19 protein-coding genes and 1 tRNA gene are annotated in these 18,211 nt (G+C 64.5%); 7 read left to right on the top strand and 13 right to left on the bottom strand.

What is annotated here, in order from left to right:
* Positions 1 to 113: 113 nt before the first annotated feature.
* The gene (locus APH44_RS05195) at positions 114 to 1,694 is read left to right on the top strand and encodes an ABC transporter permease (RefSeq protein WP_082420808.1); all 1,581 of its coding nucleotides are present in this window, start codon (positions 114 to 116) and stop codon (positions 1,692 to 1,694) included.
* Complete coding sequence (locus APH44_RS05190) at positions 1,691 to 2,554, top strand: ABC transporter ATP-binding protein (RefSeq protein WP_054891637.1); 864 nt, start codon at positions 1,691 to 1,693, stop codon at positions 2,552 to 2,554. Before APH44_RS05195 ends, APH44_RS05190 begins: the two co-directional genes overlap by 4 nt.
* Before the next feature lie 88 nt (positions 2,555 to 2,642).
* Here APH44_RS05190 and APH44_RS05185 read toward each other — a convergent pair whose 3' ends face one another.
* The 8 genes from APH44_RS05185 to APH44_RS05150 all read right to left on the bottom strand — a co-directional run bounded on the left by APH44_RS05185 (position 2,643) and on the right by APH44_RS05150 (position 9,943).
* Positions 2,643 to 2,918, bottom strand: coding sequence for a gamma-butyrobetaine hydroxylase-like domain-containing protein (locus APH44_RS05185; RefSeq protein ID WP_054891636.1), 276 nt, complete (start codon positions 2,916 to 2,918; stop codon positions 2,643 to 2,645).
* Positions 2,918 to 3,883 carry a HEAT repeat domain-containing protein gene (locus APH44_RS05180; RefSeq protein ID WP_054891635.1) on the bottom strand — a complete coding sequence of 322 codons (966 nt, stop codon included), beginning with the start codon at positions 3,881 to 3,883 and terminating at the stop codon, positions 2,918 to 2,920. The genes APH44_RS05185 and APH44_RS05180 overlap by 1 nt, the downstream gene beginning before the upstream one ends.
* Positions 3,880 to 4,737, bottom strand: a complete 858-nt coding sequence (locus APH44_RS05175) for an ABC transporter ATP-binding protein (protein ID WP_054891634.1) — start codon at positions 4,735 to 4,737, stop codon at positions 3,880 to 3,882. Before APH44_RS05175 ends, APH44_RS05180 begins: the two co-directional genes overlap by 4 nt.
* Entirely contained in the window at positions 4,737 to 5,519 is a 783-nt protein-coding gene (locus APH44_RS05170) for an ABC transporter permease (RefSeq protein ID WP_054891633.1), read from the bottom strand. Before APH44_RS05170 ends, APH44_RS05175 begins: the two co-directional genes overlap by 1 nt.
* A 24-nt stretch (positions 5,520 to 5,543) precedes the next feature.
* Positions 5,544 to 6,950, bottom strand: coding sequence for an ABC transporter substrate-binding protein (locus tag APH44_RS05165; protein ID WP_054891632.1), 1,407 nt, complete (start codon positions 6,948 to 6,950; stop codon positions 5,544 to 5,546).
* 121 nt (positions 6,951 to 7,071) lie between these two features.
* Entirely contained in the window at positions 7,072 to 7,317 is a 246-nt protein-coding gene (locus APH44_RS05160) for a ferredoxin family protein (protein ID WP_008096634.1), read from the bottom strand.
* A gap of 155 nt (positions 7,318 to 7,472) precedes the next feature.
* The gene (locus APH44_RS05155) at positions 7,473 to 9,197 is read right to left on the bottom strand and encodes a fumarate reductase/succinate dehydrogenase flavoprotein subunit (RefSeq protein ID WP_054891631.1); all 1,725 of its coding nucleotides are present in this window, start codon (positions 9,195 to 9,197) and stop codon (positions 7,473 to 7,475) included.
* Positions 9,194 to 9,943 carry a GntR family transcriptional regulator gene (locus APH44_RS05150; protein WP_054891630.1) on the bottom strand — a complete coding sequence of 250 codons (750 nt, stop codon included), beginning with the start codon at positions 9,941 to 9,943 and terminating at the stop codon, positions 9,194 to 9,196. Before APH44_RS05150 ends, APH44_RS05155 begins: the two co-directional genes overlap by 4 nt.
* A gap of 709 nt (positions 9,944 to 10,652) precedes the next feature.
* On the opposite strand from APH44_RS05150, the gene APH44_RS05145 reads away from it, so the two are divergent.
* The 5 genes from APH44_RS05145 (at position 10,653) to APH44_RS05125 (ending at position 13,846) form a co-directional block, all read left to right on the top strand.
* A complete protein-coding gene (locus APH44_RS05145; RefSeq protein WP_054891629.1) occupies positions 10,653 to 10,901 on the top strand; it encodes a hypothetical protein in 249 nt (82 codons plus the stop codon).
* 10 nt (positions 10,902 to 10,911) lie between these two features.
* Positions 10,912 to 11,157 (top strand): DUF3077 domain-containing protein, encoded by a 246-nt coding sequence (locus tag APH44_RS05140; RefSeq protein WP_054891628.1) that lies wholly within the window; start codon positions 10,912 to 10,914, stop codon positions 11,155 to 11,157.
* A 131-nt stretch (positions 11,158 to 11,288) separates the two neighbouring features.
* A tRNA-Arg gene (locus tag APH44_RS05135) sits at positions 11,289 to 11,365 on the top strand.
* 156 nt (positions 11,366 to 11,521) lie between these two features.
* A complete protein-coding gene (locus tag APH44_RS05130; protein ID WP_054891627.1) occupies positions 11,522 to 13,252 on the top strand; it encodes a dipeptidase in 1,731 nt (576 codons plus the stop codon).
* A 156-nt stretch (positions 13,253 to 13,408) separates the two neighbouring features.
* Positions 13,409 to 13,846, top strand: a complete 438-nt coding sequence (locus APH44_RS05125) for a CBS domain-containing protein (protein WP_054891626.1) — start codon at positions 13,409 to 13,411, stop codon at positions 13,844 to 13,846.
* Positions 13,847 to 13,855: 9 nt separating this feature from the next.
* Here the strand turns inward: APH44_RS05125 and APH44_RS05120 are convergent, their stop codons facing one another.
* The 5 genes from APH44_RS05120 to APH44_RS05100 all read right to left on the bottom strand — a co-directional run bounded on the left by APH44_RS05120 (position 13,856) and on the right by APH44_RS05100 (position 18,205).
* Positions 13,856 to 14,494, bottom strand: a complete 639-nt coding sequence (locus tag APH44_RS05120; protein ID WP_054891625.1) for a hypothetical protein — start codon at positions 14,492 to 14,494, stop codon at positions 13,856 to 13,858.
* 70 nt (positions 14,495 to 14,564) lie between these two features.
* Positions 14,565 to 14,807 (bottom strand): DUF2789 domain-containing protein, encoded by a 243-nt coding sequence (locus APH44_RS05115; RefSeq protein ID WP_054891624.1) that lies wholly within the window; start codon positions 14,805 to 14,807, stop codon positions 14,565 to 14,567.
* 134 nt (positions 14,808 to 14,941) lie between these two features.
* Positions 14,942 to 15,574, bottom strand: a complete 633-nt coding sequence (locus tag APH44_RS05110; protein WP_054891623.1) for a LysE family transporter — start codon at positions 15,572 to 15,574, stop codon at positions 14,942 to 14,944.
* A 133-nt stretch (positions 15,575 to 15,707) separates the two neighbouring features.
* Positions 15,708 to 16,295, bottom strand: a complete 588-nt coding sequence (locus tag APH44_RS05105) for a mechanosensitive ion channel family protein (RefSeq protein WP_054891622.1) — start codon at positions 16,293 to 16,295, stop codon at positions 15,708 to 15,710.
* Positions 16,295 to 18,205 (bottom strand): ATP-binding cassette domain-containing protein, encoded by a 1,911-nt coding sequence (locus APH44_RS05100; protein WP_054891621.1) that lies wholly within the window; start codon positions 18,203 to 18,205, stop codon positions 16,295 to 16,297. The genes APH44_RS05105 and APH44_RS05100 overlap by 1 nt, the downstream gene beginning before the upstream one ends.
* Positions 18,206 to 18,211 lie beyond the last annotated feature (6 nt).

Below are 18,211 nucleotides of genomic sequence, written 5' to 3'. Positions count from 1 at the left end.
TGTCCGGGGGCTTCCCGATGCACAGGATGCATGCTCTTATTTCTTTGATATTGGCATTGAATATTTTTTATTCCTTTAGCGCATAAGCTTGAAACGCTTCAAGAGAGGGATCGATGAGCGAGAGCACGACAGCGTTGAGCCAGGGCGGTTGGCGGGTATCCTTCGCGAGGCGCGGCTGGGCAGACAAGGCGATCCCTTGGGTGATCCCGGTCGCCGTGGCGCTTTTGTGGTGGGTGGCCAGCCAGCGGCACTGGATGAGCGAGCAGATCCTGCCGGCTCCGTCATTGGTCTGGCAGACGGCTCTGGAGTACGGCTCGGGCGAGCTCTGGGGCCATCTGTGGATAAGCCTGCAGCGCCTGTTCTGGGGTCTGCTCGCCGGAATCGTCAGCGGCCTGTTGCTCGGCACCTGGCTGGGCAGCTCTCGCCGCGCCCAAACCCTGGTGCTACCAACCTTCATCGCCCTTGCGCAGATCCCGACACTGGCCTGGATCCCGCTGTTCATGCTGTTCTTCGGCATCGGCGAATGGCTCAAGCTGGTGGTGCTGGTCAAGGCCGTGGTGGTACCGGTCACCCTGCACACACTGATCGGTATACGCGACGCCCAGCCCCGGCTGCGCGAGGCCGCCGCCGTGCTGCGCCTGCCGCCACACCTGTTGTTCCTGCGCCTGCTGCTGCCCGCCGCCCTGCCCGCGTTCCTGGCCGGCGTGCGCCTGGGCCTGGCAACCGGCTGGACCTCATTGCTGGCAGTGGAACTGCTGGCCTCCAGTGAAGGCATCGGTTACCTGATGGTCTGGGGCCGGCAGTTGTTCATGCTCGACCTGGTGTTTCTCTGCATCCTGCTGATCGGTGTGGTCGGGGCCGGCATGGAACACGGCTTCTCGCACCTGGAGCGCCGGCTGCTGTACTGGCCGCAATCGGCGACCGGCGAACAACGCCTGCGTGATACCTCGCGCGCCTGGCAGGGATGGCTGCTGCCGCTGGCGTTGCTGGCGTTGTGGCAGGCCAGCAACAGTTTCGGTTGGGTCGACGGCAATATCCTCACCTCACCGCTCGAGGTGCTGCGCAGCCTGATTGGCGGCCTGTTCGATGGCTCGCTCCCCGACGCCATGGGGCGCAGCCTGCAGCGCACCCTGCTCGGCCTGCTGCTCGGCGGTGCCGCAGGCTTTGCCATGGGCCTGGTGCTGGGATTGTCGCGCACCGGCGAGCGCCTGTTCGGGCCAAGCCTGTCGGCGCTGCGCCAGGTCGCGCTGTTCGCCTGGGTGCCGCTGCTGACCGCCTGGTTCGGCCTGGGTGAAGGGTCGAAGCTGGTGTTCGTCGGGCTGGCAGCGTTCTTCCCGTTGCTGATCGCCACCCAGCGTGGCATCGCCAGCCTGTCGCCGCAGCTTGGGGAAGCAGCACGCACACTGCGCCTGGACCTGCCCCATCGCCTGCGCCTGCTGGTGTTGCCCGGCGCCGCCCCGGCTATTTTCGCCGGCCTGCGCCTGTCGTTGATCTACGCCTGGCTGGGCACCATAGGCGCGGAATACTTCATGCCTTCGGACGGCGGTATCGCCAGCCTGATGCTGGGCGCTCAACAGCTGTTTCGCATGGACCAGGTGATGGCCGCGATGGTGCTGATCGGCCTGGTCGGTGCCCTGCTCGGCAACCTCGGACAACGCCTCGAATCGCGCGCCACGCGCTGGAGAACCGCATGAACGCCTTCAACACCTCGGCCCTGCACGCCGCCAATCAACCCGACGCCACCCCGCCGCTGGTCAGCTTCGAAAACGTCGGTAAGACCTTCAGCGTCGACGGCCAACCGTTCGAGGCCATTCGCGGCTTCGACCTGTCGATCAACGAAGGTGAATTCATCGCCATCGTGGGCGCCTCGGGCTGTGGCAAGTCCACCCTGTTGCGCCTGCTGGTGGGGCTGGACACCGACTTCAACGGCAGCATCCGCATCGACGGCAAGCCGGTGACCGGCATCGGCGGCGAACGCGGCATCGTGTTCCAGGAGCATCGCCTGTTCCCTTGGCTGACGGTCGAGCAAAACATCGCCCTGGGCCTGGTCAACGACCCGCTCACCCAGGGCGAGCGAGCGCGCAAGGTGCATGAGTTCGTACAACTGGTGGGGCTGACGGGGTTCGAGTCGGCCTATCCGCACCAGCTTTCCGGAGGCATGGCACAGCGCGTGGCGATCGCCCGCGGGCTGGTGGCAAGCCCGCGCATCCTGCTGCTGGACGAGCCCTTCGGCGCACTGGATGCCTTGACCCGGCAGCAGTTGCAGGACGAATTGCTGGCGATTCGCGAACGGTCGGGGGTGACCATCTTGCTGGTCACCCATGATGCCGAAGAAGCCACGTATCTGGCCGACCGAGTGGTGGTGCTGGAGCCACGGCCAGGGCGGATCAAGGCGGTGGTCGAGATCGAGCTGCCGCATCCGCGCTTGCGCACGGGCGTGGCCTTGCACGGCCTGCGCGAAAAGGTGCTGCAGCAGATCACCGGGGCGGGTGACCATCTGAGGCCCGCGCCGAGCCGGGTGGAGGGGTTGCGGCCGGAGCTGATTGCGCTGTGAGAGCTTCGCGGGTAAGCCTGCTCTTGGAGGCTTGGGTTCGCGTGCAACTTCTGTGGGAGCGGACTAGCCCGCGAAGCAGCCTGCTCGGTCACTGCAGCTCGCGCAAATACGCCCAGGGATAGATCCCTCGATCATGCCCATCGCTGAACATCAGTTGCAGGCCATATCCCTGCAGCTCGATGCGCTCTATCCGCACACCTTCCGCCACCAGGCTGATACCCCCGCGCAATCGCGCCGCACGGCACTGCGAGCAAGGGCAGGCACCGCGCAGGCGAGCATGGCTGATCACCTGGCGCACCTCGCCCCATTGCAGCGCCAGCTCGCCCTCGCTGCGCTGGTTCGACACGCCACTGGGCACATCCATCACGCCACACCCTGCAACTGCGCCAGGGCGATACGTATTGCCTTGCGCACTTCGGGGTCGCTGTCGTCTTCGGCCCCCCGCAGCACCGCCAAAGCTCGCGCATCGCCCAGCTCGCCCAGGGCCAGGGCTGCCTCCTTGCGCAAGTTGGCGATGCCATGGCCGAGCAGCACGGCCAAGCCGTCCAGCGCTGGGCGGTGGCGCAGGCGGCCAAGCGCCCGGGCGGCCCGCAGACGCACTTGCCAATAGCTGTCATTCAACGCGGCAATCAGTGCATTGCCCGCCTCCGCCTCGCCCACCTTGCCCAAGGTCGTGGCGGCTTCTTCGCGCACCTGCCAGGCGGGGTCGCCCAGCGCGGCAATCAACGCCGGCAATACACTGCCGTCACGGGCCAGGCCCAGTGCGCCGATGGCCGCGCGGCGCACGTCGGTATCCACCTCTTCACCAGCCAGCCGCGCCAAGGCCGGCAAGGCTGGCTCATGCTTGAGCCAGCCAAGAATCCCCACCGCCTCACGGCGCACCGCTGCCTCGCCATCGCCCAGCGCCAGCAACGCAGGTGCGGCAGCTTCTTCCAGGCGCAACTCGCGCAGGGCGCGCAGGGCACTGGCACGCACGAAAGGCTCGGCGTGATTGACCCACGGCAAGATCAACAGCCCGGCCTCCAAGCTCTTAAGCTCACTCAGGCTCTGCGCCGCCGCCAGGCGCACGGGTTCGGCGGCATCGGCCAACGCCGCACACAGGGCCTGCACCACTTCGGATTCCTCCCAGGCCTCCAGCAGGCGCGCGGCCTCGGCGCGCACTTCGGCGTGGGTGTCGACCAGCAGCGCATCGGTCAGCCAAGGCAGGCTTTCGGGGTCTTCGAGATCGGCCAGCTCGATCAGCGCGATGCGCCGTACGCCAGCATCGCCATCGCCCAAGCGTGGCAGCAGGTCGAGGATATCGGGGTTGTCGGTGATTCGATCAGTCATAGGGCGATCCGTAGCGCAGGAGGGTCGGTGTCGGGCAGGCCCAACGGTGTCAGGCGCGGCAGTTCGCGGCCTTCTTCATGGCGCAGCAGCGCCAGGCAGTGACGCTTGAGGTGGGTGAACGCCGGGCTGGTCAGCAGGCTCGCGCGACGCGGGCGGGCGAAGTCCAGCCGTAGGTCTTCGATGAATCGCCCGGGGCGCGGGCTCATCACCAGGATGCGGTCGGCCAGGAACAGCGCTTCGTCGATATCGTGGGTAACGAACACCACGGTGGTGCGGATGCGCGTCCAGATATCCAGCAGCAACTCCTGCATGCGCGAGCGGGTCTGTGCGTCGAGGGCACCGAAGGGTTCGTCCATCAACAGCAGGCGCGGATGGTTGATCAGCACCCGGGCAATCTCGGCCCGTTGCTGCATGCCGCCAGACAACTGGCTGGGCCAACGCTCGGCGTAGTCGGCAAGCCCCACGAGTTGAAGCATTTCATGGGCGCGGCGCTGGCGTTCGGGCTTGGCCACCCCCTGCATCTTCAGGCCGAAAGCGACGTTGTCGAGCACGCTGCGCCAGGGCAGCAGGGTATGGTGCTGGAACACCATGCCGCGCTCGGGCGACGGGCCGTCGATGGGCTGGCCATCGACGTGCAACCGGCCGCCGGCCGGCATCAGGTGGCCGGCCAGGGCACCGAGCAGGGTGGACTTGCCACACCCGGAGGGGCCAAGGATGCACACGAATTCGCCCGGGGCGATGGCAAAATCCAGCGCCTGCACGGCCTCGAACGCCTCGCGGCCCTGCCCCAGACGTATCGACACGCCCTGCGCCTCGATACGCCCCGGCGTTGGTGCCTGTTGATAACGGCCCATCACGAACTCCTCCGCGCGCGGTACCAGGGCGTGGCCAGCGCACCGAGGCGCTTGACCAGGGCACTACTGCCCATGCCCAACAGGCCGATCAGCAACATCCCGACGATGATGTCCGGGTAGTTCTGCAAGGTGTAGGACTCCCAGGTGTAGTAACCAATGCCGAACTGCCCGGAGATCATCTCGGCGGTCACCAGACAGAACCACGAGGTGCCCATGCCGATGGCCAGGCCCGTGACGATGCTTGGCAATGCACCAGGCAGCACCACTTCCCGCAGGATCGCCCAGCGCCCTGCCCCCAGGCTGCGCGCCGAGGCGACCAGCCGTGGGTCGACCGCCTCGACGCCATGCACGGTGTTGAGCAGGATCGGGAACAACGCGCCGGTGAAGGTGATGAACACCATCGACAGCTCCGAGGACGGAAACATCAGGATCGCCAGGGGAATCCACGCCACCGCCGGGATCGGCCGCAGCACTTCCAGCGGCGGTAGCAGGGTGTCTTCGGCCCATTTCGAGCGACCGATCAACAGCCCCAACACCACCCCCAGCACTGCTGCGGCCAGATAGCCGGCGAATACCCGCGATAGGCTGCTGCCCAGGTGCGCCAGCAGCGCATTGGAGGCCAGCAGCTGCAAGGCCGCATCGAGCACCGCGCCGGGCGTCGGCACGTAGGTAAAGGTGAACAGGCCGAAGTTCAGCTTGTGGCTGGCCGCCACCTGCCAGAACAGCAGGCAGGCCAGCAACGAAGCCAGGCGCAACGGCCAGCGCGCGAGGGAAGGGCTCATGTGGATTCTCCCGGCTCCATTCACTCAGCGCTGAGCGATGAGCTTGCGGTTGGCGTCGCCGAAGTCCAGCGCTTCGCCGCCGTGGGCCTTGGCGTACTGCTCGGCCTGGTCCTTGAGCAGGAAGGCTGACAGCTCGCCCTTGGCGTTGCGCACGAACCACGCCTGGTTGGCCAACAGCTTGATGCCACTGTCGGCGGCCTGGGCGTAGATCGCGCGGATATCCTTGCCCTCCTGCTCGAGCTGGGCGAGGGCGCTAAGGGCGGCTTCCGGCGAGGCGTAATGCCGGACCTTGTCCTCGCCGCGCACCCAGATCTGCGCCAGGCGGCTGAAGTCGGTGATCGGCTTGCCGGTCAAGGCGTCATTGGCATTGAGCGGCGATGGGGCGTAGTTCTTGAGAGCCTTGTCGTAGTCCAGACCAGCCTGCTTGAAAGCGGCGCGGATGTACTGGTCGTCGATGAAGCGGTCGGTGTCCAGGCCGCGATCGGTCTTTTTCAGCAGCTTGAGGGTGTCGATCGAGGTGGTGACGGCCTGGCGATACTCGGGCTTCCAGGTCAGGTCGCGGGTCTGCAGGCCGAGGGGGCCGTGGAACAGGTAATTGACCTCGGCCTCGATGCCGGTGACCTTCTCGATCAGCTCGCTGTATTTTTCAGGTTCGGCCGCGATCAGGCGATCGGCTTCAAGGCTGGCGCGCAGGTAGGCGGTGACCACCTCCGGGTATTTCTTCGCATAGTCCGCATCGACCAGTGCGCCGTGGAAGGTCGGCGCGTTGGCCTGGGAGCCGTCGTAGATCTTGCGAGCGAAGCCGCGGTTGGGGAACAGCTCGGCAAAGGGCACGAAATCGGCGTGGGCTTCAATGCGGTTGCTGCGCAGGGCAGAACCTGCAATTTCCGGGGCCTGGGCGATGATCCGCACATCCTTCTGCGGGTCCCAGCCCTGGGCGGCGATGGCGCGCAGCAGCATGCCGTGGGCGGTGGAGGCGAACGGCACGGAGATGGTCTGGCCCTTGAGTTCGGCCAGCGACTGCACGCTGGAGGCGGCGGGCACCACGATGCCGTTGCCGCTGCCATGCACGCTGCCCGACAGCACGCTGATGAACAGGCTGCGCTTGCCGGCATCGAGGTGGGCGACACCGTTGAACGAGCCGGGGAAGTCGGCCATGGCGCCGAAGTCGAGCTTGCCGGCGACCATCTCGTTGGTCAGCGGCGCGCCGCTGGTGAAGTTCTTCCACTCGACCTGGTAGGTCGCGTCCTTGTACTTGCCGTCGTGGGGCAGGTACTTCTCCAATAGGCCCAGCTCACGGATCAGCAGGCCGCCAGTGGCGCAGTTGATGGTGGTGTCTTGGGTGCCGATGGCCACACGGATGGTTTCGGCGCTGGCGTTCAGGCCAGTGATCGCCAGCGCGAGGCCGGCCACGGTTGCTGCAAGGCGCATGGGTGTTTCCCCTCGAATCGTCTAGGTATTGGAATCGTCTCCGCCACCAGGCTTGGGTGGTGGGAAACGAGGGGCTTGCGGTGTGGGGCGTCCGGTGGTTCGCCGGATGGCGGGGGTGTTTTCAGCGCAGCAGGTAGGGGATATCCACCTTCACGGCGCCGGTCGGGCAGTCTTTTTCGCAGGGCATGCAGTACCAGCACTCGTCGAAGGCCATGTAGGCCTTCTGCGTGGCCGGGTTGATGGCCAGCAGGTCCATCGGGCACACCTCGACGCAGACGGTGCAGCCTTTTTCAGCGATGCACTTGTCTTCGTCGATGGTGACCGGGGCGCTGCTGCGAAAGAAGATTTCCTGGGGTTGGTAGGCCATTTCACGGGGTCCTCGGGGCCTTTGGCCCTCTATCTCTGTAACGGTGTCCACGGCCCCTGTAGGAGCGGGCTTGCCCGCGAAGAAGTCACTGCGGGTATGGCCAGGGCTTCGCCCTGGTTCGCGGGCAAGCCCGCTCCCACAGGGTTTGCGGCGCTCTAAGCGGCGTCGGCCTTCACCCGCAGTCGGTCGTAGGCACTCTGCTCCTCGGCATCCAGGGCAATCAGGTACGGCTCCACCGGCTTCTTGAAGCTGGTCATCTCGCCGTCCTCACCCTTCTTCAGATGGCAGTGGCAGAACCACTCGGCATCGTTGCGCTCGGGGAAATCCACCCGGTGGTGGTACAGCCCCCAGCGGCTCTCCTGGCGGAACAACGAGGCCCGCGCCGCCATCTCGGCGCAGTCGCGGATCACGCTCACTTCCATGGCTCGCATCAGTTCATGAGGGTTGCTGGCCTTCATCTGCTCGAGGTCGCGCTCGATCTCGGCGAAACGGGTCAGGCCGATCTCCATTTTCTTGGTCACTTTCGGCGGCTGCAGGTAGTCGTTGACCATGCGCCGCAGCTTGTACTCGACCTGCGCCGGCGGCAGGCCGTGCTCGCGCTGCAGCGGCGCGAACACCCGCGCCTGCTCGCGCTCGACCTGGGCGACATCGACCTCGGCCAGCTCGCGCCCGGCGACGTAACGCGCGGCATTGATCCCGGCGAACCAGCCGTAGGTGAAGGCACCGAGCATGTAGTTGTGCGGCACCGCTGCCATGTCACCGGCGGCATACAGGCCCTTGACGCTGGTCTCGGCCTTCTCGTTGACCCACACCCCCGAGGCCGAATGCCCGGAGCAGAAACCGATTTCGGAGATGTGCATCTCGACCATGTGCTGGCGGTAGTCGGTGCCGCGCCCGGCGTGGAACTGGCCACGGCTGGGGCGCTCGTTGCTGTGGAGGATCTCTTCGATGTTCTGGATGGTTTCCTCGGCCAGGTGATCGAGCTTGAGGAATACCGGGCCGTTACCGCCTTCGAGCTCCTGATGGAACTCCCACATCATCTGCCCGCTCCAGTAGTCGCATTCGATGAAGCGCTCGCCCTTGCTGTTGGCGGTGTAGCCGCCCAGGGGGCCGGTGACGTAGGCGCAGGCCGGACCGTTGTAGTCCTTGATCAGCGGGTTTATCTGGAAGCACTCGAGATTCGCCAGCTCTGCACCGGCGTGATAGGCCATGGCATAGCCGTCGCCGGCGTTGGTCGGGTTCTCGTAGGTGCCCATCAGGTAGCCCGACGAGGGCAGCCCGAGGCGCCCGGCCGCGCCGCAGGCAAGGATCACCGCCTTGGCGCGCACCACGCGGAACTCACCGCTGCGGCAATCGAAGCCCAGCACCCCGGCGGCAGCGCCTTCAGCGTCAAGCAGCACGCGGGTGCAGACCATGCGGTTGCTGATTTCCACACGGGCGCGCTTGAGCTGGCGGTACAGCACCTTCTTGATGTCGTGGCCTTCGGGCATTGGCAGCACGTAGGCGCCCATGTGGTGGACCTTCTTCACCGCGTAGTCGCCGGTCTCGTCCTTCTCGAACTTCACGCCCCAGCGGTCGAGCTGCTCGATGGTCTCGAAGCTCTTGGTGGCATAGGCGTGCACCGTGGCCTGGTTGACGATGCCATCGTTGGCGACGGTGATTTCCTTGGTGTACTGCTCAGGGGTGGCGTGGCCGGGGATGATCGCGTTGTTCAGGCCATCCATGCCCATGCTGATGGCGCCACTGCGCTTGACGTTGGCCTTGTCGAGCAACAGCACGCGCAAGCTCTTGTCGTGCTCCTTGGCCTTGATCGCCGCCATCGGCCCGGCGGTGCCGCCGCCGATGACGATGATGTCGTAGTCCTGGGTCTGGATGCTCATGCCTTGCCCCCTTTCTGGCGGTCGATGCGCAGGCGGTACTGGAAGGCATCGCCGCGGTAATAGAGGTGTTCGAAGTCCAGCGGCGTGCCATCGGCGGCGTGGGTCAGGCGCTCGATGCGCATGATCGGCGAGCCCTCTTCCACTTCCAGCGCCTGGGTCAGGTCGCTGTCGGCGAGTACCGCGTCGATGGCAAGGTCGGCATGGCCCAGGGCGATTCCACAGTCGTTTTCCAGCAGCAGGAAGATGTCGCGGGTGACCAGGTCGGCCTTTTCCAGCTTTTCGCCGACATGCTTGGGCAGCCAGGTCAGCTCCAGCGAGATCGGCTCGCGGTTGATCAGCCGCACCCGGCGAATCTCGGTGACCAGGCTGCCCTCCTCGACCTGCAAGCGCGCCGCCACCAGCGCAGTGGCCGGCACATGGCGAAAGCTGCGCAGTCGGTTGAGCACTTCATAGCCCATCTGCGTCATCGACTCGGCCAGGCCCTGCAGGGTGCTGACGTTCTGGAACGCCTTGGGCTTGGCGACGAAAGTGCCCTTGCCATGGATCTTGAAGATCAGCCCCTCTTTCTGCAGATCGCCCAGCGCCTGGCGCACGGTGATACGACTGACCCCGAACGCCTTGCCCAGCTCGCTTTCCGACGGCATGCGGCTGTGCGGCGGGTAAGTGCCATCGAGGATGCGCTCGCGCAGCAGTTCCTTGAGCTGGGTGTAGAGCGGTACCGGGGACAGGGGGAGCAGTTCGGCCATGGGTCTCTTCGCTAGTCGGCTGACTTGTTATAACAAGTTGTGACCAGAGGATAGGGGTATAAGGGGGGGTTGGTGAAATATCGATATGGCATATGGATAGTCGGGATCGTGATGTGCTGGAAGGGTGGCCAATCCCACATCATCTAGCCAAGACATCGTCTACGCCCTTGGAACTCGAGGGCGTTCCAGCACTTAAAAAGACCACGAAAATTTCTACCCCAGAAACGAAAAAACCGGCTCGAGGCCGGTTTTTTCACCTCAACGGCCAGTGAACTGAATCGCTGCGTACGAGGCTGAGTAGTACTGCGATCATCGGTCATCCGAGAAGGAATTTCGAGCTTTCTTTTGCATTTTTCGAAAATGAAGCCTAGCCCCGAGCAAGTCCTACATCAGATTTTCCCCATTGCGCGTAGTCCATTTCCCAAAGACACTTTTGCCGCACTCAAGCCATTGCGAGAGGCCTACGGCGCGCCCTAGGCTCGCCCGGTCGTTGCCAAATCAACGATCGGGTTTAGCCACTCGGATCAAAGACGGTCGCACCTCGCCTCCACTATTCCAGAGCATTGCCCTGGTGCTTCATGGCGGCTGTGCGTGGGGCACCTTCGGGTGCGCCGGGTGCCGTCTTCCCGGTTGGCTAACCCGCGTACAGCTGCCACCTATTCGTTTAGCCACGGATCTGCGGCAGCTCTAACAAGACGGAGCTGTAGCCATGAAAAAACGCGTCCCCGACCCACCCCGCCTCACCCTCATCACCAATCCCGCCTTCTCCATCCAAACCGACATGATCGCCCCCGACGCCCTGGCCCACGCCAGCGCACTGCTGCTCGGCGTTGCCGAAACCATCGACGAGCATTGCCGCGCCTGCGCCGGTGCGCCCGGCCTGAACATGCTGGCCAACGCTGCCCAAAGCGCCGAAACCGCGCGGGCACTGGTTGAACATGCCTTGAACCGGATCTGAGGGAATGTCCATGGACGATCAATCGAACCACTACACCACTGCTGGCATCGCCACATTCCTGGACATGTTCAGGGTGCAGCCCGGCGTACCGCTGGAGCGGGTGCTGGAGGAAGTCTCGGTCGTGCTCGGCTGCATCCGTGACCTGAGCGACCAGGAAGAAGCGCGCCCTGCCGCAGTAACGGCACTGCACTACCTCAGCGCCCTGGCCAAGGGGTTGATGAATGATCTGGAGATAGCGCGCAACAGCGTGCATTGAGCCATCCAGTACTCTGGTGACCTCTTCGCGGGTTTGCCCGCGAAGCAGGCAGCGCCGGTCCCCCGGGAAAAACACCCACGGATCAAGGCGATGGACTCCTCCGGCGCAGATGGGTATCATTGCGCCGCGTTGCACTCGTAGCTCAGCTGGATAGAGTACTGCCCTCCGAAGGCAGGGGTCGTGGGTTCGAATCCCGCCGAGTGCGCCATCTCCGAAAGCCCTGGGAAATCTCCCGGGGCTTTTTCGTTTGTGCGCCATGTCGCGTCCCGCCCCTCCCCCGACACCGCCCATTGGTGTTAGCGTGGGCATGTTTCCTACCAATGGACACCCCTTTCAAACCCTTCGCGAAGGAATGCGTTTACCCATGCCCTTGCCCAAGCTTTCTGCCGTCTCCGTGATGCTCGCCAGCCTTGCGCTGTTCACCATCCCAGCCCACGCCAACCTCAACCCGCAACAGTCTGCCGCCATCCTCAAGGCCTACGATGGCAGCGACCCGGCCGACTTCAAGCAATTCATCGACAAGCTGGCCAACAGCGAACTGGCCAAGGCCGACAAGCTCGACGAAACCCTCAAGGCCTATCTCGCTGGCAAACCGCTCGCCGCCGAGCAGCAGAACGAAATCAATCGCCTGCTGGGCCTGTACACCCGCATCAAGTACGGCAAGGCCGCCACCGAGACCCTGCGCGAGCTGGTAGAGATCCCGACCTTCCAGGTCGAGGGCCTGCCACAGCACGAGAACCCTGAATTCCACAAGATCGCCGACAAGATCAAGGCACTGGCCGAAAGCTTCGGCCTTGAGTTCCGCAACATCGACAACCGCGTCTACGAGATCACCCTCGGAGAAGGCAAGGAAGTGATCGGCATCCATGCCCACGCCGACGTGGTGCCGGTCAATCCGGACAACTGGAAGCTGGAGGACGGCACGCGCCTCGATCCGTTCAAGGTCACCCTGGTGGGTGATCGCATGTACGGCCGTGGCACCGAGGATGACAAGAACGGCATCGTCGTCGCGCTCTACGCACTGAAGGTCGCCAAGGACGAGAAGCTGCCACTGGCGCGTCAGTTCAAGCTGTTGGTGGATACCACCGAAGAAACCTCCGGCGACGCCATTCCCTACTACTTCGCCCGCAACGCCACACCGGACTACAACCTGGCGCTGGATGGCGGCTACCCGGTGGTGATCGCCGAGAAGGGCTATGGCACCGTCATGGCCAGCTTCAGCAAGCGCGCGGGTGAAGGCAAGGGCGCCGAGGTGATCAACCTCACTGGCGGCCTGGCCACCAACCAGATCCCCACCACCTCGGTGGCGACGCTGATCGGTGACCATCCGGCCGATCTGGCCCGGCGTCTGAAAAAGGCTGGCAACGAGTACCGCAAGGCCAACGGCAAGGACTTCAAGATCGACACCGTGGTCTCCGGCAAGCAGGTGATCCTGACCGTGACCGGCGTCTCCGCGCACTCCTCCTCGCCACAGTCAGGGGTCAACCCGGTGGCACGCATGCTCGACTTCCTCAACGGCCTGGGCGATCGCGTGCCGCTCAAGCACAACCACATCACCGATGCCGCCCGCTACGCCGCCGACAACTGGGGGCTGGACTACCTGGGCACCAAACTGGGGGTCGGTTTCAAGGACGATTTCATGGGGCCGCTGACCGCCTCGCTGACCTACGTCGGCCTGGACCAGAAAGCCCTGAAGCTGGCGGTGAACCTGCGCATCCCCAAAGGCAAGCCGATCGACACGATCAAGGACGAATTGGCTGACAAGCTCGGTGATTGGGCGCGTACCAGCCACACCTCGGTGGCCTTCGAGTACACCCTGGACGAGCCGATGTACCGCAACCCCGAAGGCGAGTGGGTGAAGGCGCTGCTGGATGTGGCCACCGAGAACCTCGGCCTGCCCCATGAGTTCGGCACCTCTGCTGGCGCCACCTCGGTGCACGACTTGCCCAACGGCGTACAGTTCGGCCTGTCGATGCCCGGCGTGAAGTACACCGGCCACAACGACAACGAGTTCAAGACCGTGGAGCAGTTCATGCTCGACCTGCAGGTGATCAGCGAGATGGTCGCGCGGATCGGGCAGATGCCCAAGCTCTGAGCGAATCCCGGCGAGGGCCGCCCGTCGGCCCTCGTGCGCTGCGACCAATGACGTTTTTCAATCGCCTCGATGCCGTTTCCTGCATTGCCGTGCAGAGCGCGGTCCCGGATGCTTTATTTATTCCAGGACAGCGCTTTTTCCACCCACGAGGCCCCCATGAAGAACGTCGAACAGATTCTCAAGACCAAGTCCCAGCACCAGACCGTCTACACCATCGGGCCTGACGACTCGGTGCTCGACGCGCTGAAGCTGCTGGCAGAAAAGAACATCGGCGCGCTGCCCGTGGTGGAGAACAAACAAGTGGTGGGCATCGTCAGCGAACGCGACTATGCGCGCAAGCTGGTGCTCAAGGGCCGATCGTCGGCAGCCACGCCCGTACGCGAGATCATGAGTTCGCCGGTGGTCACCGTCGATCCCAAGCAGAACCTTGAGTACTGCATGAACCTGATGACCAACCGTCACCTGCGCCACCTGCCGGTGGTCGACAATGGCCAACTGCTGGGCCTGCTGTCGATCGGCGACCTGGTCAAGGAAACCATTGCCGAACAGGCCAACCTGATCCTGCAACTGGAACAGTACATCCGCGGCGAATGAGCCGCCGGTTCAGTGGTAGGCGCGCTCCAGCTCGTCCAGCTGATGGTCGAAGCTGCGCAGACGCGCCGACCAGGTGTACACCAACACCTCCAGGTCACGATTGAGCACCGCGGTATTACCACCGTCACGCCCCTGCGGGTCGCACAGGTCGAGCTGATACCGCTCGCGCGCCATGGCCGTGGCCACGCTCGACAGGTCGCGGGCATTGGCCAGCCAGTGGTGATGGTGATCGTGCACCTCCCGGTCCAGCGCTCGACATTGGCGCTTGAGCGCGTCAAGGCACTGATCCAGCGGCGTGCCCTTGAGCTCGCCCATGACCTCCTCGAAGGTGCGTCCGGAATGCCAGTAGCTGCCCCAGAAATAGCGGTCGAACACCGTTTCGACCCGACGCAGGGCGACCTTGGTGTTCCAGATGGCCACCAGCGTTCGGCCCTGGGCCACTTCACGCTTGTTCAGGTGCAACTGCTGCCAGGCGATCCACGCCAGGCCGCAGAGGGCCACCGCCGCGGTGACCGCAGCGGCGGCATACAGAAACTGCACCGCCTGGTTCATCTGATGGGTGTGCCGGATACCGTAGAAGTAGCCAGCCGTCAGGGTGCCCAGGATCATCACGGTGCACCAGAAGCCTGGTGCGTAGGGATCTTTCATCGCGCTATCCCCTTTTTGTTTTCCTGAGCATAGCAACGCTGAAATCAACCATCAGGTGCCGCTCGGCGCTTTATTGCTTGCGTGGGTGCAGCGCCTCGTTCAGTTGATCGATCATGACTATCCAATCGGAATCGGCGATGTAGTTTTCCTTGAGGAACGCGCGCTGGGAATCGTTCCAGAACGGCGCATCCACCAGTTTCACGCCATCGTCCAGCGGCGAGTGGGTAGTGATGAAACGGTCGATCTCGACCGGGTCGTCATCAAGGCCCAGTTGCTTGAAGATTTCAGAGAACGGATGAATCGGTGCGTCCATGGTGCATGCCTCCGGCTTGGCCTGGTTTGAATTGCCTACCACTAGACAGCGTAGACCCCACCCTGACTCGATCGAATGCGCTGCACCATGAAAAAAGGGGCCGCTGTGGGCCCCTTCATGGCATGACCGGACGATCAGATCGGCGCGCGACGCAAGGTGGCGAGGAAGGTCGCCGCACCGATGAACAGCCCCGCGAAGGTACGGTTCAGGCGCTTCTGCTGTTTCGGCGTGCGCAACAGGCGCAGCACCCGCGAGGCCAAGCCGGTATAACCTGCCATCACCAGCATGTCGACGCTGATCATGGTCGCGGTGATCGCCAGGTACTGCGCCAGCAGTGGCTGGTGCGGATCGATGAACTGCGGCAACACCGCGAGCATGAACACCAGCGCCTTGGGGTTGCTGACGTTGACCAGAAAGCCCCGGAACACCAGGCTCAATGGCTTGCCGATGGGACGCACGGCAGACTCTTCGCTCATGTCCATCGGCAGTGCACGCCATTGCCGGTACGCCAGGTACACGAGGTAGGCGACACCGAACCACTTGATGATCTGGAAGGCCGTAGCCGATGCGGCGAGGATCGCGCCGACACCGGCGGCGATGATGGCGATCTGCACGATCAGGCCCAGTTGCAGGCCCAGGGCGTTCCAGTAGCCACGCCAGAAACCGTATTGCAGGCCGCTGGACATAGAGGCGATGGCCCCGGCCCCCGGCGACAGGCTGATGACCCAGCACGCGGCAAAGAAGGCCAACCAGGTTTCCATCGACATCACACACCTCGCTCGAACGAATGTTGCAAAACGTTAAGCTAAGGTTTTGGTGAAAAAATAACCAGTGGAATTTGTGGCGAGGCCCTGGTTTTTTCTGTGCCTTGGCCGGCCCCGCGACAGGGTCGGCAGAGGTTCAATCAGTCTCGGCCGATGTACCGTTGTTGGCGCCCTGCACCTCAGTCCCTCGCCAGCGCCGCACCGACTTCTGGAAGAACTGACTGTTGGGCACCTGCACGAGCGCCCCACCCGCCTCCGGCGTTTCCATCAGCGTGGTGTACAGCAGGTTGATGGCGATCACCCGTCCCTTCACCCCCGGCTTGTCGAGGGTATCGACCAGCTCGACCACGTCGCCAATGCGAAACGGCCCGACGGTGAATATCAGCACCGCGCACAGCAGGTTCGACAGCACGCTCCAGATCGCGAAGAACGCCACCGCCGCGACCGCGACGAAGCCCGACAGCGCCGTCCACAACACCGTGGCCGACACCCCCATGCGCTCCAGCACGAACAGCAGCGCACTGCCCATGATCAGCCAGCGTAAACCGCCGCGCACCGGCACCAGCAGCTCCGGCGGCAGCGGGTAGCGCTGGCCAAGACGGCTCAAGGTGCGGGCGACAACGCGCTGCAGCACGAAGGCCAGCGCCAGGATCAGCAGGATCTGCAAGCCCAGCCAGAACGCATCCATCCATTGCCCCGGCAACAGCGAGCGCAGCTCCTCCATCAGGACAGCGCCTCCAGCTCGGCCTGCATGCTTTCCAGCGTTTCCAGCGCCTCCATCCAGGCCTCTTCAAGCTCGCCTTCGCGCTGCTTGAGCTTGGTCTGGCGGGCCAGCAGGTCGCGCAGCTCATCCTTGCGGGCGGCGTCGTAGAGGCCACTGTCGCCCAGCGCGGTCTCGATCTCGGCCAGTTGCGTGTGCACCTGGCCCAGTTCGGTCTCCAGCTTGTCGGCGGCCTTCTTGTGCGGTGCCAGTTGCTGGCGCAGGGCGGCGGCGGCCTGGCGCTGGGCCTTCTTGTCGGTCTTGTCCGGGTTGACCGACGTGTTGCTGACCGGGGCGGTGCGCTGGCGGTAGTCGATCAGCCAGCGGCTGTAGTCGTCCAGGTCGCCATCGAAGGTGTCGACCTTGCCATCGGCCACCAGCAGGAAGTCGTTGGTGGTGCTCTTGAGCAGGTGACGGTCGTGGGACACGACCACCACGGCACCGGCGAACTCCTGCAACGCCATGGTCAGGGCCAGGCGCATCTCGAGATCGAGGTGGTTGGTCGGTTCGTCGAGCAGCAGCAGGTTCGGCCGCTCCCAGGCGATCAGTGCCAGGGCCAGGCGGGCCTTCTCGCCACCGGAGAAGTTGACCACCGGCTCGTCGATGCGATCGCCACGGAAGTCGAAACCGCCGAGGAAGTCGCGCAGGGTCTGCTCGCGCTCTGCCGGGGCGAGGCGCTGCAGATGCAGCAGCGGGCTGGCCTTGTCGTCCAGCGAGTCGAGCTGATGCTGGGCGAAGTAGCCGACAGCGAGGTTCTCGCCACGCGCCAGGCGCCCGGACAGCGGTTCGAGTTCGCCGGCCAGGTTCTTGATCAAGGTGGACTTGCCGGCACCGTTCGGGCCGAGCAGGCCGATGCGCGCACCGGGGGTGAGCTGCAGCTTGACCTTCTCGAGAATGGTCTTGTCGCCATAACCCAGGCGTCCTTCGGCGAGGTCGAGCAGGGGGCTGGAGATCTTGTGGGCTTCGCGGAAGACGAAGTCGAACGGCGAGTCGACGTGCGCTGCCGACAGCTCCTCCATGCGCTCAAGGGCCTTGATCCGGCTCTGCGCCTGGCGGGCTTTGGTGGCCTGGGCCTTGAAGCGGGCGATGTACTTTTCCATGTGCGCGCGCTGCGCCTGCTGCTTCTCGTAAGCCTGCTGCTGCTGCGCCAGACGCTCGGCGCGGGTGCGCTCGAAGGCGCTGTAGCCGCCCTTGTAGAGATTGAGCTTGCGCTGTTCGACATGCAGCACATGGTCGACCACGGCATCGAGGAAGTCGCGGTCGTGGGAGATCAGCAGCAGCGTGCCCGGATAGCCCTTGAGCCAGTCTTCGAGCCAGAGGATCGCGTCGAGGTCCAGGTGGTTGGTGGGCTCGTCGAGCAACAGCAGGTCGGACGGGCACATCAGCGCCTGGGCCAGGTTCAGGCGCATCCGCCAGCCACCGGAGAAGTCGCCGACGCGGCGGTCCATCTGCTCGGCGGTGAAGCCCAGCCCGGCCAGCAGCTTGCGGGCGCGGGCGTCGGCGGTGTAGCCGTCGGCGCTGTCCAGCTCACTGTGCAGGCGCGCCAGCGCCGTGCCGTCATGGGCCTGCTCGGCAGCAGCCAGGTCAGCCTGGACCTTGCGCAGGCGCAGGTCGCCGTCGAGCACATAGTCCACCGCCAGGCGATCGAGGGTGTCGACCTCCTGGCGCATGTGGGCGATGCGCCAATCGGCGGGGATCTGGCAATCGCCGGCGTCGGGCGACAACTCACCGCGCAGCAGGGCGAACAGGCTGGATTTGCCGGCACCGTTGGCGCCGATGAGGCCGGCCTTGTGACCGGTGTGCAAGGTCATCTCGGCGCCTTCTAGCAAGCGCTGAGGACCACGCTGTAAAGTGAGGTTGGATAGTCTGATCATGATGGT

The sequence above is a fragment of the Pseudomonas sp. NBRC 111143 genome, from assembly GCF_001320965.1.
Classification (GTDB): Bacteria; Pseudomonadota; Gammaproteobacteria; order Pseudomonadales; family Pseudomonadaceae; genus Aquipseudomonas; species Aquipseudomonas machongensis.
The sequence above is the reverse complement of the archived record's forward strand: the minus strand, read 5'-3'. Positions and strand labels throughout refer to the sequence as shown.

What these genes read in the sequence shown, in the direction of transcription:
- APH44_RS05195 (WP_082420808.1), top strand. Translation starts at nt 114, where the DNA reads ATGAGCGAGAGCACGACAGCGTTGAGCCAGGGCGGTTGGCGGGTATCC.
- APH44_RS05190 (WP_054891637.1), top strand. Translation starts at nt 1,691, where the DNA reads ATGAACGCCTTCAACACCTCGGCCCTGCACGCCGCCAATCAACCCGAC.
- APH44_RS05185 (WP_054891636.1), bottom strand. Translation starts at nt 2,918, where the DNA reads ATGGATGTGCCCAGTGGCGTGTCGAACCAGCGCAGCGAGGGCGAGCTG.
- APH44_RS05180 (WP_054891635.1), bottom strand. Translation starts at nt 3,883, where the DNA reads ATGACTGATCGAATCACCGACAACCCCGATATCCTCGACCTGCTGCCA.
- APH44_RS05175 (WP_054891634.1), bottom strand. Translation starts at nt 4,737, where the DNA reads ATGGGCCGTTATCAACAGGCACCAACGCCGGGGCGTATCGAGGCGCAG.
- APH44_RS05170 (WP_054891633.1), bottom strand. Translation starts at nt 5,519, where the DNA reads ATGAGCCCTTCCCTCGCGCGCTGGCCGTTGCGCCTGGCTTCGTTGCTG.
- APH44_RS05165 (WP_054891632.1), bottom strand. Translation starts at nt 6,950, where the DNA reads ATGCGCCTTGCAGCAACCGTGGCCGGCCTCGCGCTGGCGATCACTGGC.
- APH44_RS05160 (WP_008096634.1), bottom strand. Translation starts at nt 7,317, where the DNA reads ATGGCCTACCAACCCCAGGAAATCTTCTTTCGCAGCAGCGCCCCGGTC.
- APH44_RS05155 (WP_054891631.1), bottom strand. Translation starts at nt 9,197, where the DNA reads ATGAGCATCCAGACCCAGGACTACGACATCATCGTCATCGGCGGCGGC.
- APH44_RS05150 (WP_054891630.1), bottom strand. Translation starts at nt 9,943, where the DNA reads ATGGCCGAACTGCTCCCCCTGTCCCCGGTACCGCTCTACACCCAGCTC.
- APH44_RS05145 (WP_054891629.1), top strand. Translation starts at nt 10,653, where the DNA reads ATGAAAAAACGCGTCCCCGACCCACCCCGCCTCACCCTCATCACCAAT.
- APH44_RS05140 (WP_054891628.1), top strand. Translation starts at nt 10,912, where the DNA reads ATGGACGATCAATCGAACCACTACACCACTGCTGGCATCGCCACATTC.
- APH44_RS05130 (WP_054891627.1), top strand. Translation starts at nt 11,522, where the DNA reads ATGCCCTTGCCCAAGCTTTCTGCCGTCTCCGTGATGCTCGCCAGCCTT.
- APH44_RS05125 (WP_054891626.1), top strand. Translation starts at nt 13,409, where the DNA reads ATGAAGAACGTCGAACAGATTCTCAAGACCAAGTCCCAGCACCAGACC.
- APH44_RS05120 (WP_054891625.1), bottom strand. Translation starts at nt 14,494, where the DNA reads ATGAAAGATCCCTACGCACCAGGCTTCTGGTGCACCGTGATGATCCTG.
- APH44_RS05115 (WP_054891624.1), bottom strand. Translation starts at nt 14,807, where the DNA reads ATGGACGCACCGATTCATCCGTTCTCTGAAATCTTCAAGCAACTGGGC.
- APH44_RS05110 (WP_054891623.1), bottom strand. Translation starts at nt 15,574, where the DNA reads ATGTCGATGGAAACCTGGTTGGCCTTCTTTGCCGCGTGCTGGGTCATC.
- APH44_RS05105 (WP_054891622.1), bottom strand. Translation starts at nt 16,295, where the DNA reads ATGGAGGAGCTGCGCTCGCTGTTGCCGGGGCAATGGATGGATGCGTTC.
- APH44_RS05100 (WP_054891621.1), bottom strand. Translation starts at nt 18,205, where the DNA reads ATGATCAGACTATCCAACCTCACTTTACAGCGTGGTCCTCAGCGCTTG.